Genomic DNA, 14,072 nt, shown 5'->3' with positions numbered 1-14,072 from the left:
CTGGTGCCGTCTAGTGGAGGAGATGAGCGACGACGACGGCACCGATGACCTGTACGGGAGGCAGCTCGTACTACTGCTGCTGTTCTTCGGAGGTGTCGCCGGACTGCTGTTGCTGATCGCCTGGGCCGCGCGACCGAACTGGATGTGGGACGGGCCGCTGGCGGCCTTCGCGATCGCCGGTGGCGCCTGCTACCCGGCACGGTTCCTGGTCGAGCGGTTCACTTGGTGGAAGCGGCTCGAACAGCCGACGCGGTGGACGGTCGCCCGGCGGGAGCGCGCCGCGGAGCGCGAACGCAAGTTGCAGCGGGAGTACCGGCAGCAGGAGCGCGACGGACAAGCGCGGGAGGGGCAGGGCCGGCACGCCGGTCGGCGGCGATTCCGGCTCGGCAATCTCCTGATGAGACTTCTCGGCCTGGTGCTGGTGCTGGGGTCGCTGGCGATCGCCCCGCTCGGCGTGCGGTCGGGTCGCACCGACGAGCACCTCGCGGAATCGGCGCCGTTGCAACAGGCCGTGGTGGTCTCGGTCGAGGAGGACAAGTGGTCGAAGAGCGGCGACCTCACGATCAAGATCGCCCGCCCTGCCGACGGTGGGACCGTCGAGATCTTCGGAGCCGACGAGGTCGATCCGCGTCCGGCAGTCGGCGACAAGATCGGTGTGTACGTCGACCCGGACGACCCGGAGAACGTGCTCGCGGCCGACGCGGACTGGGTCATGCACTGGTACTGGTATGCGGTCTGGATCGCCATCAGCCTCGTCGCCTTGTGGTTCAGCAGCATGCTGTTGCTGTGGTGATGCGGTCAGGCGGAGGTAGTTGCCCGTAACAACAATTGTTGGCTGAGGCGTTGGCAGCGGGCGCGGTTGAGGGCGGCGATGCGTTCGCAGGCCGCGTCGATCGCGGCTCGCTGGGAGGTGTAGTAGCCGTACCAGTAGGGATCGTCCGGCTGGGGGTCGGTGTGGTCGTCGATATCGGCGTACCAGTCACAGCCGGCGCGGAAGACACGCGCGTGCAGGTGGATCTCCGTACCAAGGTCGTTCATCGCTCGCATCCCGGTGAGGTCGAGAAACAGTCAACGAAACCTGTCTCCATCATGAAACGGGCGAGCCGGAATCCCGGCCCGACACGCGGGCCGGGGGCGAGGAGTCAGATGACCAGGACGGTGATCCGCTGGGCCGAGTTGTTGGCGAAGCCGCCGCGGTTCCAGGGCGCCTCGATCGGCTGGACCCGGCCGCTGGCGTCGTGGGCACGGACGGTGAGAACGTGCTCGCCGGGAACGGCGTCCCAGTCGAAGGAGAAGCCGCGCCACGACAGATCGTTGCTGGCAGCATCGAGTTTTGCGTCCTGCCAGCTGACACCGGCGTCGACGCTGACCTCGACCCGCTCGATCGGCGCCCAGCCGGACCAGGCGCGGCCCTGCAGGACGACCGGTCCGGCGGGGACGAAGCGGTGCCGGCTCATGAAGTCCGGATGACCCGGCGGGATCAGCAGGGCGCGCGGCTCGATCCGGGTGATCCCGACGCCGACCTCGTCCGGCTGCTGCCTGATCCGGTACGCGACCGCGTTCTGGTACCCGGTGAACTCATGGTCGATCAGCTCGATCGAGCGCAACCACTTCACGCTCGCCATCCCGTACCAGCCGGGCATGACCAGCCGCAGCGGGTACCCGTGCTGCGGCGGCAGCGGCGCGCCGTTCATCTCCCAGGCGACGATCGCGCCGGAGTCGAGTGCCTCGGTGACGGTCAGCCCGCGCTGGTAGTCCTGCTCGACACCGCGCTCGAACCCGTGGTCCGCGCCGGTGAACACCACGTCGATCGCATCCCGGCGGATCCCGGCTGCCCGGATCAGATCCGCCAGCGGTACGCCGGTCCACTCCGCGGTGCCGACCGCTTCGACCAGCCATGGCTGGCTGATCGGCCGCGGCTGCAACCCGGCCCTGCCGTTGCCCGCGCACTCCAGCGTCACCCGGACGGTCTGCCGCCCCATCGCCCGCAACTCGGTCATCCCGAACGACAGCGGTTGCTCGACGCAACCATCAACGGTCAGCCGCCAGTTCGCCGCGCTGGCCGCCGGAATGTCGTAGTGCACCAGCACGTAGTGCAGCCCGGCCGGCGTCAGCTCGTACCGCAACGCCTCCAACGGCATCCCGTGGTTACGAGCCGCCAACTGCAGCTCGTCCCCGGTGATCCCCTCCCCGGTATCAGCCAACCGCCCTTTGCCACTGAACTGCTCGATCGACATATCAGCCCCCTGATGCCACTTTAAATCAAAGGTGTGGTCAGAGCCATCCGTTGTCGATGGCGATCCGGGCGGCTTCGGCGCGGGTGCGGGCGCCGGTTTTGCCGATGGCGGCGGAGAGGTGGTTGCGGACGGTGCCTTCGGACAGGTGCAGGCCGCGGGCGATGTCGGCGACGGTGCCGCCTTCGCGGGCGGCGCGGAGTACGTCGGATTCGCGGGCGGTCAGTGGGCTGGTGCCGGCCACCAGGGTCTCGGCGGCCAGTGATGGGTCGACGACGCGGAGGCCTTGGTGGACCCGGCGTACGGCGTCGGCGAGCTGGGCGGCGGGGGTGTCCTTGACGACGAAACCGGCAGCCCCGGCCTCCATCGCGCGACGCAGGTACCCCGGCCGGCCGAACGTCGTCACCATCAGCACCCGGACCTCCGGTACCGCGCGGCGCAACGCCGCCGCGGCCTCGATCCCGTCCAGCCCGGGCATCTCGACGTCGAGCAGCGCCACGTCGGGCTTGGTCGACTGCACTGCCTCGACCACCTCGTCGCCGCGGCCGACCTCGGAGACCACCTCGAGATCGGGTTCGAGATCCAGCAGCGCGGCCAGCGCTCCCCGGACCAGCGCCTGGTCGTCAGCGATCAGCAGCCGTATCGTCACGGGCCAACTCTGACAGCCAGCCGGAAGCCGCCGCCCGGCGCGGTCCCGATCTCCAGGCTCGCCCCGGCTTCGTCGGCCCGTTCGCGCAGTCCGACCAGCCCGTGCCCGGAGGCACCGCCACCAGGCGACGGCCCCTTGCCGTCGTCCAGTACCTCGACCTGCTGCGCGGCCAGCTTGATCGTGCACTTCTTCGCCCCGGAGTGCCGGACCACGTTCGTCACACCTTCCCGGATCACCCACGCGAACAGCTCGCGATTCGCCTCCGGCACCTCGTCCACCACGGTCGGCAGCTCGGCCTTGATCTCCGCCGCCTGCAATGCCGATCGAGCCGACACCAACTCACCGGCCAAACTCAGCTCCCGGTACCCGGCAACGGCAGCCCGTACGTCGGCCAGCGCCGCCCGCGCCAGCCTCTCGACATCCGCGACCTCAGTGGCCGCACGGTCCGGATGCCCCTCGATCAGCCGGCCGGCCAGCTCGGCCTTCACCGTGATGACCGTCAGCGAGTGCCCGAGGATGTCGTGCAGATCCCGGGCGAACCGGCCGCGCTCCTCCTGCACCGCGAGCTCCGCGAACTCCCGACGCGCCGCGGCCAGCTCGACACTGCGCAGCATCGCCCGACGCATGGCGAAGACCGCGAGCCCACCCAGGACGATGGCCAGGCTGTAGCTGCCGTCGTCCTTCCACCCCGGAACCGTTCGCAGCACCAGCTCGGCGAGCGCCAGCAGACCCACCCCGAGCCCCACGCCGACCCGCAGTGGCAGCACCATCATGCCCATCGCCTCGACGAACACCAGCGTGGTCAGCGCGCTCTCGCCAGCCGCCGGCAGCATCAGGGCGCCGAGCCCGAGCAGGACCACGACAAAGCCGATCTGGAGCCCGATCGGCGCCTTCACCCGGGCCATGTTCCGGGCGCGGGCGTACCAGAAGAACCCCATGTAGGCGATGACGAACAAGATCACCGCCGCCAGCCCGAGGACCCGCTCAGCCATGTTGTCGTGCTTCAAGATGCTCTCGAACGGCTTGTTCAGGAAGAACAGCCAGACTCCCGCCAGCAGCCAGCCGAAGCCGGGCCGCCGGCGGATGCTCTCGATGCCGTCGCCGATGGCCTCGTAGGAGTCCACTGGTCGCGGTGGCTGGGGAGTGCTCACGGCTTCACGCTAACCGTTCGGTGCTCAGGCGCGGGCCGTGTCGGCACGGTACCGGCGCAATGCGATGAAACCGAGCACGACCGTCCAGGCCAGCACCACCAGCACCGCGTTCATGTCCAGCCCGTTCTGCGACAGGGCGCTGCGGGAGCTCTGCCCGGTCCAGTACGCCGGGGTGAGCTGGGCGATGTGCTTCATCAGCGACGGCATCGATTCGACCGGCAGCCACAGTCCGCCGAAGGCCGCGATCAGCATCGTGCTCAGACCGGTGATCGGCTGCACGCTGTCCGGCTTCGCGACGTACCCGATGACCAGGCCGATCGCCGCGAACGGCAGCGCGCCGAGCCAGGAGACCAGCGCCACGGAGATCCACTGCGAGGCGCTCAGGTGCACGTGGCCGACCGTCATCCCGAAGAGGAAGACGACCACCAGCGGCGGGATCGCCAGCAGCAGCGACAGGATCACCTTGGAGATGACATAGGCCTGCGGCTTCAGCGGGGTGAGCCGCAGGGTGCGGTTCCAGCCGCCGTCGCGTTCGGCGGCGATGATGCCGCCGCTGCTCATCGCGGCCGACATCGAACCGAAGATCGCCATGCTCACCATCACGTAGGCGATCGCCGAGATGCCGCTCTCGCTGGCGTCCTTGGGGATGGTCAGGCCGAAGATGGCGAACAGGATCACCGGCATCAGGATCGCGAAGATCACCACCCGGCGGTTGCGCAGCGTGCGCCTGATGTCGAACTTCAGATAGTCGAGGTTCATGCCACTGCCTCCTGGTCGGCGCTCAGCGCCAGTACGGCGTCCTCGAGATCGGCCGAGGTCACCTCGATGTCATGGGCGGGGGTGTTGTTGAGCAGATAGCGCAGCGTGCCGTCGGAGTCGCCACACTGCAGCAGCACGACGTCGCCGCGGGTCTCCACGTTCCGTACTCCGGGCAGCGACGCCAGCGTGGCGAGGTCGGCACCCGGTACGGTCGCGCGGATCGTCCGGCCGGACACACTCGCCTTGATCTGCGCGGCGGTGCCGTCGGCGACGACCCGGCCGCTGCGCATCAGCACCACGCGGTCGGCGTACGCGTCGGCCTCTTCCAGATAGTGGGTGGCGAACAGTACCGTCCGCCCGCGAGCCGTCTCGGCGTGCATCGAGGCCCAGAAGTCACGCCGGGACTCGACGTCCATCCCCGTGGTCGGTTCGTCGAGCACGATCAGGTCGGGCTGCGGGATGATCGCCATCGCGAACCGGACCCGCTGCTTCTGCCCACCGGACAGGCCTTTCAGCTTCCGGCCGTACAGGTCCGCGATGCCGGCCTGCTTGAGCGCCTTGGCGACGGGCATCGGGTCCTTGTGCAGCCCGGCGACCAGATTCAGCAGCTCGCCGACCTTCGCGTCCTCGATGATGCCGCCGCTCTGCAGCATCACCCCGATCCGGCCGGCGGCGATCGCCTCGGCCGGCGAGGTGCCGTAGACCTGGACGCTGCCCTGGTCGGGCCGGACCAGGCCGAGCAGCATCTCGATCGTGGTCGACTTGCCGGCGCCGTTCGGGCCCAGCATCGCCACCACCTCGCCGCTGCGGATGGTCAGATCCACCCCCGCGACAGCCTGTACGTTGCCGTACCTCTTGGTCACACCGCTCAGGGTGACCGCAGTCGTTGTCGTCATACCCAGAAGCCTGCCGCCCGGCGCGACTCCGGCCCTGGATCGGCCGTCATGAGGTATCCATGACATTCGTCAGCGCCCGCTCAGGGTCGGCAGTCAGGGTTGCCGGAACGAGAACAGCTCCCCGCTGGGAGCGGGGAGCTGTTCGAGGTGGATCAGGCGGGGAGGGTCCAGAGTTGGTTGGCGCTGGTTGCGCAGGTCCAGATCTGGAGGCGGGTGCCGTCGGCCGAGCTCTGGCCGGTGGCGTCCAGGCACTTACCTGACGACGGGTTGAGCAGGTTGCCGTTCGACTGGGCCTGCCAGCCCTGGGCACCGGTGCCGTTGCAGTCGTAGAGCTGGACGAGTGAGCCGTTCGCAGTACCGGCGGCATTGACGTCCAGGCACTTGCCCAGGGCCCGGATCGTGCCGTCGGTACCGACCGTCCAGGTCTGCGCGGTGCTGCTGTTGCAGGTCCAGAGCTGAACCGCCGTGCCGTTCGCGCTGCTGCCGCCGGCGACGTCGACGCACTTGCCGGCGATGCCCTTGATCGGGCCGGTCTTGCCGCCGGTCGGCGGAGTACCGGTACCACCCGCCGCGTCGAAGATCGCGCTGACCAGCGAGGTGCTGCCGGTGGTGTCCTGGGACAGCTCCCAGTTCATGATGCCGCCGGCGTTGGCCACCGCCCACTGGGTCTTGCGCTTGATCGTCGGGATGCCGTTGTAGCACTGCTGGGCGCCGTTGGCCTGGATGCAGTCGACGTTCGCGTTGTTCGGGTTCATCGCGACGATCTGCGAGTACGTCAGGTAGCCCGGCCGGCTGTAGAACGGCACGCCGAGCACGGTCTTGGCCTTCGGCAGACCGCGGTTCTTCCAGAAGTTGGCCGAGGCGATCGACCAGTCGTAGTTGGCGTGCGGGCTGCCGCCGTCGTACGCCATGATGTTCAGCCAGTCGACGTAGCCGAAGACGGCCGGCTGGACGCCGTTGGCGGTACCACCCTCGGAGACGACCGCGGCGGTGAGCAGCTTGCCCTGACCGTGCAGCGTGTTGCTCAACTGCTGCATCAGCAGGGTGTAGTGGTCGCCGGAGGCACCCGGGTCCGGGTACTCCCAGTCGATGTCGACGCCGTCCAGGTTGTACTGGTTGATCAGACCCATCACCGCGTTGGTGAAGGTGGTGCGGCCGCCGGAGCTGGCCGCGAACGATTCGAACGCGGAGTCGTTGCCGTCGTTCCAGCCGCCGATGGACAGCGAGACCTTGACCCCGTTGGCGTGCGCGGTGCTCACCAGCGAGGACAGCTTGCCGCTGTCGGGGACGCCTTGCAGGGAGCCGTTGGAGTTCGGCAGGACGAACGCGTAGTTGATGTGGGTGAGCTTGCTGTACTGGACGGCGCTGACGCTGCCGGCCCACGACGGCAGGTACCCGATGCTCTTGAACCCGGCGGGCAATGCCGTGGCGGCAGTGACCGCGGTGGAGGCGGCGTCGGCCTTCGGGGCGGGGGCGAAGGTGGCTATCAGACCGGCGGTGCCGGTGGCGAGGGCGAGGGCCGCGACGGCCACTCGACTTCGGAACTTCATCCTTGACGACTTCATGGGGGCGGTGTCCTTTCGGATGGGCCTTCGCGCCGCACCCGATCGGCTCACACAGATCGACGACAGCCGCTCGGTCGCGGGCAGCGGCGATCGAGCGGTGGCATCTTCTCAAGCACCTTCCGGGGGCGGCTGTTGCGAAGGTGAATATAGAAGAGATCTGACCGAAGTCATCGCTAGTTTGCTCGGATGTCTGACCGCCGTCAAGACGTCATAGCAGTTCAGAATGCGCATTCTCGCGGTTGAGATCCCATGTTTAGATGTCCGGCGCCTCGGAGCGGGAGGTACGGGTGATGCTGATCGAGGCGGCGACGACGCAGGCCATGCCGGCCAGTTGGATGACCGCCAGGCGCTGGCCGAGGATCAGGAAGCCGGCGGTGGCGCCGACGGCCGGCTCGATGCTCATCAGGATGCCGAAGACGACCGGCTTCATCCGGCGGAGCGCGAGCGTCTCGAGTGAGTAGGGGAGTACCGACGAGAGCACGGCGATCGCCAGGCCGATCGCGAGCGAGTGCCAGTGCAGGAGTTCGCCGCCTGCAGTGATCAGGCCGATGGGTGCGGTGATGAGGGTGCTGATGATCATCGACAGGGCCAGGCCGTCGAGCTGGGCGAAACGCCTTCCGGTCTCCGCGCTGAGCAGGATGTAGCCCGCCCAGAACGCGCCGGCCAGCCCCGCGAAGCCGACGCCGAGCCAGTCGACCTTGCCCAGCTCATGCCCGTTCACCAGTACTACGCCGAGCGCGGCGCCCGCGACGGCGAAGAGGTCCCGGCGCTTGCGCGACATCGCGGCGGCCAGGCCGAGCGGGCCGATGAACTCGATGGTGACGGCGACACCGAGGGGCAACCGCTCCAGTGACAGGTAGAACGACAGGTTCATCAGCCCGAGGACGATGCCGAAGGCAACAACTGCCAGGAGATCTCGCGTGGTGCGGTTGCGCAGGCTCGGCCGGGCGATCAGCAAGAGGATCGGCACTGCCAGCGCCAGCCGCAGCGAGACGGTGCCGGCGGCCCCCAGTTGCTGGATCAGCTTGGCGGCCAGCGCCCCACCGAACTGCACGGACACCACACCACCCAGCACCATCGCCGTCGGCGGCACCCTGAATGTACGCACAAACGAATGAGATCACGCGCGACCGCCAGGGCATCGGCTGGGGAGGTGGGGCGGGGGCGGACCGCCAGGCCATCAATCCGGACGAAGACGAAGCCCGCCAGGCGGCGGGCCGGGGCGGGCCGAGGCGAGGGGTGGGGGTTGATGGGGTGGCGGTCCGGGGCGATCGCTGGTGGGGGCGGCCGGGCCTAGCCGCGCAGGGAGTCGAGGCCTTGCCAGAGGAGGTGGTGGAGGGTGGTGGCGAGCTTTTCCGGGGTGGGGGTGCCGCCGTTGCGGGTGCGCCAGATGGCTAGGCGTTCGGTGGCGCCGGAGACGGACTGGGCGACGATCTGGATCTCTTCTTCGTCGTGCGGGTGGTCCGCGGGGAGGTTGAGCCGGACCATGGTGGCGATCAGGCCGACGAACTCGGCGCGGACCTCGTCGGCGGCCTGGGCGGCGGGACCGGCGGCCAGCATGCCTTCGTCGACCATCACCGACCAGGCCCGCGGGTGCTCGTCGAGGAACGTGAACCAGGCGACGAAGCCGGCGTACATGGCCTGTTCGGGGTCGGCGGCGGCGAGGACCGCGTCGGAGACGGTGTCCAGGAGTTGGGCGCGCAGGCGGGACAGGCAGGCGAGGAAGAGGCCGTCCTTCGAGCCGTAGTACTGGTAAACGAGCGGTTTGGAGACGCCGACCGCGGCGGCGATGTCGTCCATCGAAGTGCCCTGGTAGCCACGCTCGCCGAAGATCCGCTCGGCCGCGTCGAGGATTTCCCTCTCCCGAGCCGCCCGATCCCGCCGCCGCTTGAACGGTACCGAACCTCCACCAGTTGGTACCGCGCCGCCGGCAGCCGGTACCGCGCCGCCGGCAGCCGGTACCGCGCTGCTGCTCGCCGGTACTGGGCTGTCCGTGGTCGAGGTCACCTTGCACACTCTAACTGACTCGGAGTAACTTACTGCGAGTAAGTTCCAGTCAGTCGGCCTCCGGAGGGTTCTCATGACCGCTCAGCAGCACCGGATCGTGGTGATCGGCACCGGGTTCGCCGGGATCGGGATGGCCGTCAGGCTCAAGCAGGCCGGCTATCACGACTTCGTCGTACTGGAGCGGGCCGACGATGTCGGTGGGACCTGGCGGGACAACACCTATCCGGGCTGCCGCTGCGACGTCCCCTCGCACCTGTACTCCTTCTCGTTCGCGCCCAATCCGGACTGGTCGAGCACGTTCTCGCCGCAGCCCGAGATCGAGGCGTACCTGCGGAAGGTGACCGACGGCTTCCGGGTCCGCCCGCACATCCGCTTCGGCCACGCCGTCGAGTCGGCGCACTGGCAGGGCGACCACTGGCTGATCCACACGAATCAGGGCGATTTCACCGCCGACGTACTGCTGTCAGGGATGGGCCCACTGGCCGAGCCGTCGATCCCGAAGCTGCCGGGGATCGAGCAGTTCGAGGGTGAGGTCTTCCATTCGGCCCAGTGGAACCACGACCTCGACCTGAGCGGTCGCAAGGTGGCCGTGATCGGCACGGGCGCGTCGGCGATCCAGTTCGTACCGGCGATCCAGCCCGACGTCGAGGAGCTGCATCTCTTCCAGCGGACGCCGCCGTGGGTGATGCCGCGGCCGGACCGGAAGATCAGCGCCGCCGAGAAGCGGATCTACCGCGCGTTTCCCCTGGTGCAGAAGGCTGTTCGGGCCGGCATCTACTGGAGTCGTGAGTCGCTCGTGCTCGGCTTCGCCAAGCTTCCCGCCATGATGAAGCAAGGCCAGAAGATCGCCGAACGCCATCTCGCCCAGCAGATCCGCGACCCCGAGTTGCGCGCGAAGCTGACGCCCGACTTCACCCTCGGCTGCAAGCGCGTGCTGATCTCCGACGACTATTACCCGGCCGTCGCCCAGCCGAACGTCGACGTCGTCACCGACGCGATCACCGAGGTCACCCCGACCGGGATCGTCACCGACGACGGCGTGAAACACGAGGTCGACACGATCATCTACGGCACCGGGTTCCGGGTCACCGACCTGCCGGTGATGGACATGCTGCACGGCCGCGACGGCAAGACCTTGCGCGAAGCATGGGCCGACGGGATGGAAGCGCACCTCGGTACCGCGATCGCCGGCTTCCCCAACTTCTTCCTGCTGATCGGGCCCAACACCGGCCTCGGGCACAGCTCGATGGTGTTCATGATCGAGTCGCAGATCGCCTACATCCTGGACGCGCTGCGCACGATGGATGCCGCCGGGCTGCGCGAGGTCGAGGTCCGGCCGGAGATCCAGCGGGAGTTTGTCGACGGGGTCCGGTCGTCGATGCGCAACACGATCTGGACCCGCGGCGGCTGCACGAGTTGGTACCTGGACTCCGAGGGGCGCAACACCACCCTCTGGCCGTCCTTCACCTTCCGCTTCCGGCAACTGACCCGGCACTTCGACGCCTCGGAGTACAGCACCCGCTGATCGATCCGCTGCCGAGCTGTCGCTATGTGACATCGATCGTGTTACATTCGATCAGTCAGATAGCGAGTCGATCGGAGGGCGCCGTGACGCTGCTGCTCCCGCTGCACGGCATCGGCGGCCGGGGCGACCTGCCGGTACCGCTCTGGCTCGCCATCTACTCGGCCGCCGCCGCGGTAGCTGTCTCGTTCTTCGCACTGGCCGCCTTCTGGTCAAAACCCCACTTCGAACCCACCGCCGACAGGGGAGCGGTGGGTGTGCGTGCCGGTACGCCGGTGCGCGGGCCGGCCGGGGTCGTCGGTACGCCGGTGCGAGGGCCGGCCGGGATCGTCGACGCGCCGCTTGCCGGGTTGACCCGGGTGATCGACAGTCGGACGGCGCGTTGGTTGCTCAGGGCAATCGGTCTGGCTGCGCTCGGGCTGTTGCTCGGAGCGGCGTGGTTCGGGAGCAACTCGCCAAGTCTCAATCCGGCGCCGACTTGGCTCTATGTCTGGATCTGGGTCGGGATCATTCCGGTCTCGCTGCTCTTCGGGCCGGTATGGCGACTCGCGAATCCGCTGCGCACGATCGCCGGGCTGGTGCCGCGTACGGCGTACCGGGAACTGCCTGCGGGGATCGCGTACTGGCCGGCGGTCGCGGGGTTGTTCGGGTTTCTGTGGCTCGAACTCGTCTTCCCCGATGGCTCGGAGCCGCTCGTCGTCGCAGTCTTCGTGACCGGCTACGCGATGGTGAATGTTGCCGCAGGCATCGTTTATGGGCCGCGCTGGTTCGCGATCGGCGACAGCTTCGAGGTGTACGCCGAGGTACTGGCCAAGCTCAGCCCATTGGGCCGCGACTCCGGACGGCGGCTCGTGCTGCGCAATCGCTCGCCGGGCTTGCCACGCTTCCGCAGGAGCGGGGGATGGTCGGCCTGCTGTGCTTGCTGCTCGGGTCGACGGCGTTCGACGGCATCAGCCGATGGTCGGCTTGGACCAACCAGACCGGTGAGCTTGGCCGGGGCGGACATCTGCTCGTCTACACGCTGGGTCTGCTGGCCGCGGTCGCCGTCGTTTCGACGCTCTTCCTCCTTGCGGCGCGGGCGACGGGTGCCGCTCGGATCAGACCTGGTGGGCTGGGCATTGCGGGTCTGCCCGGGGCGTTCGTGCACTCGCTGGTGCCGATCGCGATCGGGTACGCCGTCGCGCACTACTTCTCTTTCGCGATGTTCCAGGGCCAGGAAGGGTTGCTGCTGGCAACGGATCCGTTCGGGCGCGGCTGGGATCTGCTCGGGGTCGGGAGCAGGCGGATCGACTACGCGTTCCTGGGGACCGGGCTGATCGCGGCGGTCCAGATCGGCGCGATCGTGCTCGGACACGTGCTCGGGGTGGTGTCCGCGCACGATCGCGCGACCCATTTGTTCCGGCGGCGGCAGTTGCGGCGGGCGCAGTACCCGATGCTGGCGGCGATGGTCGCCTTCACCGCGGGCGGGATCGCGCTGGTGACGGCCTCATGATCGCCGAGTTGATCGCCCAGCTGATCGCACTGCACATGGGCGGTGTGCCCGAGGCGGCGATGTTCCTCGGGCCGATCCTGCTGATCATCGCGTTCGTCCGGATCGCCCGCCGCAACGACGCGAACGCGGTCGACGACGAGGACGACTGGGACGCCGACCTCGGCGACCTGCGCGACGTGGCCGAGCCGGACGAGGAACCTAGCGGATCTTCACCGCGGCCGCCCGGCCGTTCCTGAGGTTGCGGCCGTCGCTGACCTGGACGTGGTAGCTGAAGGTCTTGCCGCTCTTCACCTTCGTGTCGGTGAAGGTCGTCACGACCGGCTTGGTCCAGGAGTACGAGTTGCGCTTCCAGCTCGCGACCTTGGTGGTGCCGCGGAACAGCGAGTAGATCAGCGAGATGTTGTCCGCGTCGACCACGGTCGGGAAGCTGACCGTCGCCTTGCCTTTGACCGTGCTGGACACCTTCGGCGCGGCCGGGAGTCCCGGCCGTGAGCCACCAGCGGCATTGGTGAAGCGCGCGAGCCCCTGCTGGATGGTCCCGTTCACCTTGGTGAAGTCGCCGCCGACCCACAGATCGTTGCCGCCGGAGGCGAAGGCGAGCGGGCCGACGTCCGTAGTGCCGCCCGCGTCGGTGTTCGGGTACCACGGGCCGAGTTTGCCGTTGATCGTGCTCTCGACCAGCAGGTGGTGGATGCCGGTACCGTCCTTGAAGCCGCCGTCACGGCTGCAGTCGTGCGCGTGGGAACCCTTGTAGAGCCAGTTCCCGATCGCCTTGATCGCCTCGGTGGCGCCCAGGCAGTTGCTCTGCCAGAGCAGCTTGCCGGTGGCGGCGTCGGCGGCCAGTACGCCGTCGTAGCAGCCCAGCCCGCTGCCGGCGTTGGAGACGAACACCTTGCTGCCGAGGGTGTCGATGTCCTTGACCCGGCTCTGGCAGTCCGGAGACGGCTCCGGGATCGCCGCCGCGGCGGGCATCCGCATGGGGGCGCCCGTCGTCGGACTCACCATCGCCAGCGCGTAGTGGTCCTCGCCCTGGATCTCGCTGAAGCCGCCGCCGATGAAGACCCGCCGGCCGCTGTCGGACAGGTCGATCGCGTAGACGTCGTCGTCGGCGTCCGGATCCCAGGGCAGCAGCGCGCCGGTCGACAGGGTGACCGCGGCGACGTTGTTGCGCTCGGTGTTGTTCACCCGCCCGAACGAGCCGCCGAAGTACACGCTGTTGCCGCCGATCGCGAGCGCGGAGACCCGGTAGGCGACGGCCGGATGCCAGCCGGCGACGAGCTTGCCGGTGGCGACGCTGAACATCGCGAGATGCTTGCGGGCCAGCCCGTTGACCATGGTGAAGTCGCCGCCGATCACGACCCAGCGCCCGTTCGGGCTGGTCGCGATCGACCACACGGCGCCGTTGAGCTTCGGCGCGAAGGCCAGCGGCTTGCCGGTGGTCCGGTTGAAGGCGGCCAGGTACGTCCGGATCGCCTCGCCCCTGCCGGCCGGCTGGCCTGGCTGCCGGATCCGGGTGAACAGCCCACCGGCGTACACGGTGTTGCCCGCGACGGCGAGCGTGTTGACGCTCGCGTTCGTCTGCCACGCCAACTGCTTCACCGCCGAGAGCGCCGAGCCGAAGCCGGGGCCGGGGGCGGACGTCGCGGCCACGACGGGCCGTCCCGAGGGAATCAGCGCCGCGGCGATCACGGCCACGGCGGTGACCAGAACCAGAACTGCCTTTTTCATCAACGTCCTCAGGACCGAGCCGGCAATCGTGACATAGTGCAACCAAACGATAACTATCGGCTCGCCCTG

The 14,072-nt window shown here is 68.6% G+C and carries 15 protein-coding genes; 4 read left to right on the top strand and 11 right to left on the bottom strand.

Annotated features, from left to right (window positions below; translation table 11 throughout):
* Positions 1-22: 22 nt before the first annotated feature.
* A complete protein-coding gene (locus ACIA12_RS16885) occupies positions 23-793 on the top strand; it encodes a DUF3592 domain-containing protein (protein ID WP_396367897.1) in 771 nt (256 codons plus the stop codon).
* A 5-nt stretch (positions 794-798) separates the two neighbouring features.
* Here ACIA12_RS16885 and ACIA12_RS16880 read toward each other — a convergent pair whose 3' ends face one another.
* The 9 genes from ACIA12_RS16880 to ACIA12_RS16840 all read right to left on the bottom strand — a co-directional run bounded on the left by ACIA12_RS16880 (position 799) and on the right by ACIA12_RS16840 (position 9,261).
* On the bottom strand, positions 799-1,038 hold the full coding sequence (locus ACIA12_RS16880; protein WP_396367896.1) for a hypothetical protein: 240 nt from the start codon (positions 1,036-1,038) through the stop codon (positions 799-801).
* A gap of 104 nt (positions 1,039-1,142) precedes the next feature.
* Positions 1,143-2,237, bottom strand: a complete 1,095-nt coding sequence (locus ACIA12_RS16875; RefSeq protein WP_396367895.1) for a sulfite oxidase — start codon at positions 2,235-2,237, stop codon at positions 1,143-1,145.
* A 37-nt stretch (positions 2,238-2,274) separates the two neighbouring features.
* Positions 2,275-2,883, bottom strand: coding sequence for a response regulator transcription factor (locus ACIA12_RS16870; RefSeq protein ID WP_396367894.1), 609 nt, complete (start codon positions 2,881-2,883; stop codon positions 2,275-2,277).
* Positions 2,880-4,034, bottom strand: coding sequence for a sensor histidine kinase (locus ACIA12_RS16865; protein ID WP_396367893.1), 1,155 nt, complete (start codon positions 4,032-4,034; stop codon positions 2,880-2,882). The genes ACIA12_RS16870 and ACIA12_RS16865 overlap by 4 nt, the downstream gene beginning before the upstream one ends.
* A 24-nt stretch (positions 4,035-4,058) precedes the next feature.
* Positions 4,059-4,793, bottom strand: coding sequence for an ABC transporter permease (locus tag ACIA12_RS16860; RefSeq protein WP_396367892.1), 735 nt, complete (start codon positions 4,791-4,793; stop codon positions 4,059-4,061).
* Positions 4,790-5,689: an ABC transporter ATP-binding protein gene (locus ACIA12_RS16855; RefSeq protein ID WP_396367891.1), complete on the bottom strand. Its 900-nt coding sequence runs from the start codon at positions 5,687-5,689 to the stop codon at positions 4,790-4,792. The genes ACIA12_RS16860 and ACIA12_RS16855 overlap by 4 nt, the downstream gene beginning before the upstream one ends.
* A gap of 152 nt (positions 5,690-5,841) precedes the next feature.
* Positions 5,842-7,239, bottom strand: a complete 1,398-nt coding sequence (locus ACIA12_RS16850; protein WP_396367890.1) for a glycosyl hydrolase family 18 protein — start codon at positions 7,237-7,239, stop codon at positions 5,842-5,844.
* Positions 7,240-7,507: 268 nt separating this feature from the next.
* On the bottom strand, positions 7,508-8,362 hold the full coding sequence (locus tag ACIA12_RS16845) for an EamA family transporter (RefSeq protein WP_396367889.1): 855 nt from the start codon (positions 8,360-8,362) through the stop codon (positions 7,508-7,510).
* 185 nt (positions 8,363-8,547) lie between these two features.
* The gene (locus ACIA12_RS16840) at positions 8,548-9,261 is read right to left on the bottom strand and encodes a TetR/AcrR family transcriptional regulator (RefSeq protein ID WP_396367888.1); all 714 of its coding nucleotides are present in this window, start codon (positions 9,259-9,261) and stop codon (positions 8,548-8,550) included.
* A gap of 73 nt (positions 9,262-9,334) precedes the next feature.
* Between ACIA12_RS16840 and ACIA12_RS16835 the strand changes: the two genes are divergently transcribed.
* On the top strand, positions 9,335-10,786 hold the full coding sequence (locus ACIA12_RS16835; protein WP_396367887.1) for a flavin-containing monooxygenase: 1,452 nt from the start codon (positions 9,335-9,337) through the stop codon (positions 10,784-10,786).
* 154 nt (positions 10,787-10,940) lie between these two features.
* Here the strand turns inward: ACIA12_RS16835 and ACIA12_RS16830 are convergent, their stop codons facing one another.
* The gene (locus ACIA12_RS16830) at positions 10,941-11,234 is read right to left on the bottom strand and encodes a hypothetical protein (RefSeq protein WP_396367886.1); all 294 of its coding nucleotides are present in this window, start codon (positions 11,232-11,234) and stop codon (positions 10,941-10,943) included.
* 450 nt (positions 11,235-11,684) lie between these two features.
* On the opposite strand from ACIA12_RS16830, the gene ACIA12_RS16825 reads away from it, so the two are divergent.
* Complete coding sequence (locus ACIA12_RS16825) at positions 11,685-12,275, top strand: hypothetical protein (RefSeq protein WP_396367885.1); 591 nt, start codon at positions 11,685-11,687, stop codon at positions 12,273-12,275.
* Positions 12,272-12,511, top strand: coding sequence for a hypothetical protein (locus ACIA12_RS16820; protein WP_396367884.1), 240 nt, complete (start codon positions 12,272-12,274; stop codon positions 12,509-12,511). Before ACIA12_RS16825 ends, ACIA12_RS16820 begins: the two co-directional genes overlap by 4 nt.
* Here ACIA12_RS16820 and ACIA12_RS16815 read toward each other — a convergent pair.
* A complete protein-coding gene (locus ACIA12_RS16815; RefSeq protein WP_396367883.1) occupies positions 12,474-14,003 on the bottom strand; it encodes a fibronectin type III domain-containing protein in 1,530 nt (509 codons plus the stop codon). The two genes, ACIA12_RS16820 and ACIA12_RS16815, sit on opposite strands and share 38 nt — an antisense overlap.
* Positions 14,004-14,072 lie beyond the last annotated feature (69 nt).

This window comes from Kribbella sp. NPDC051620, from assembly GCF_044453825.1.
In the GTDB taxonomy this organism is placed as follows: Bacteria; Actinomycetota; Actinomycetes; order Propionibacteriales; family Kribbellaceae; genus Kribbella.
This window is presented reverse-complemented; position numbering and strand designations above follow the sequence as displayed.

Coding starts and splice junctions, on each gene's coding strand:
- ACIA12_RS16880 (WP_396367896.1), bottom strand. CDS start 1,038: ATGAACGACCTTGGTACGGAGATCCACCTGCACGCGCGTGTCTTCCGC.
- ACIA12_RS16860 (WP_396367892.1), bottom strand. CDS start 4,793: ATGAACCTCGACTATCTGAAGTTCGACATCAGGCGCACGCTGCGCAAC.
- ACIA12_RS16875 (WP_396367895.1), bottom strand. CDS start 2,237: ATGTCGATCGAGCAGTTCAGTGGCAAAGGGCGGTTGGCTGATACCGGG.
- ACIA12_RS16820 (WP_396367884.1), top strand. CDS start 12,272: ATGATCGCCGAGTTGATCGCCCAGCTGATCGCACTGCACATGGGCGGT.
- ACIA12_RS16835 (WP_396367887.1), top strand. CDS start 9,335: ATGACCGCTCAGCAGCACCGGATCGTGGTGATCGGCACCGGGTTCGCC.
- ACIA12_RS16815 (WP_396367883.1), bottom strand. CDS start 14,003: ATGAAAAAGGCAGTTCTGGTTCTGGTCACCGCCGTGGCCGTGATCGCC.
- ACIA12_RS16855 (WP_396367891.1), bottom strand. CDS start 5,689: ATGACGACAACGACTGCGGTCACCCTGAGCGGTGTGACCAAGAGGTAC.
- ACIA12_RS16885 (WP_396367897.1), top strand. CDS start 23: ATGAGCGACGACGACGGCACCGATGACCTGTACGGGAGGCAGCTCGTA.
- ACIA12_RS16825 (WP_396367885.1), top strand. CDS start 11,685: ATGGTCGGCCTGCTGTGCTTGCTGCTCGGGTCGACGGCGTTCGACGGC.
- ACIA12_RS16850 (WP_396367890.1), bottom strand. CDS start 7,239: ATGAAGTTCCGAAGTCGAGTGGCCGTCGCGGCCCTCGCCCTCGCCACC.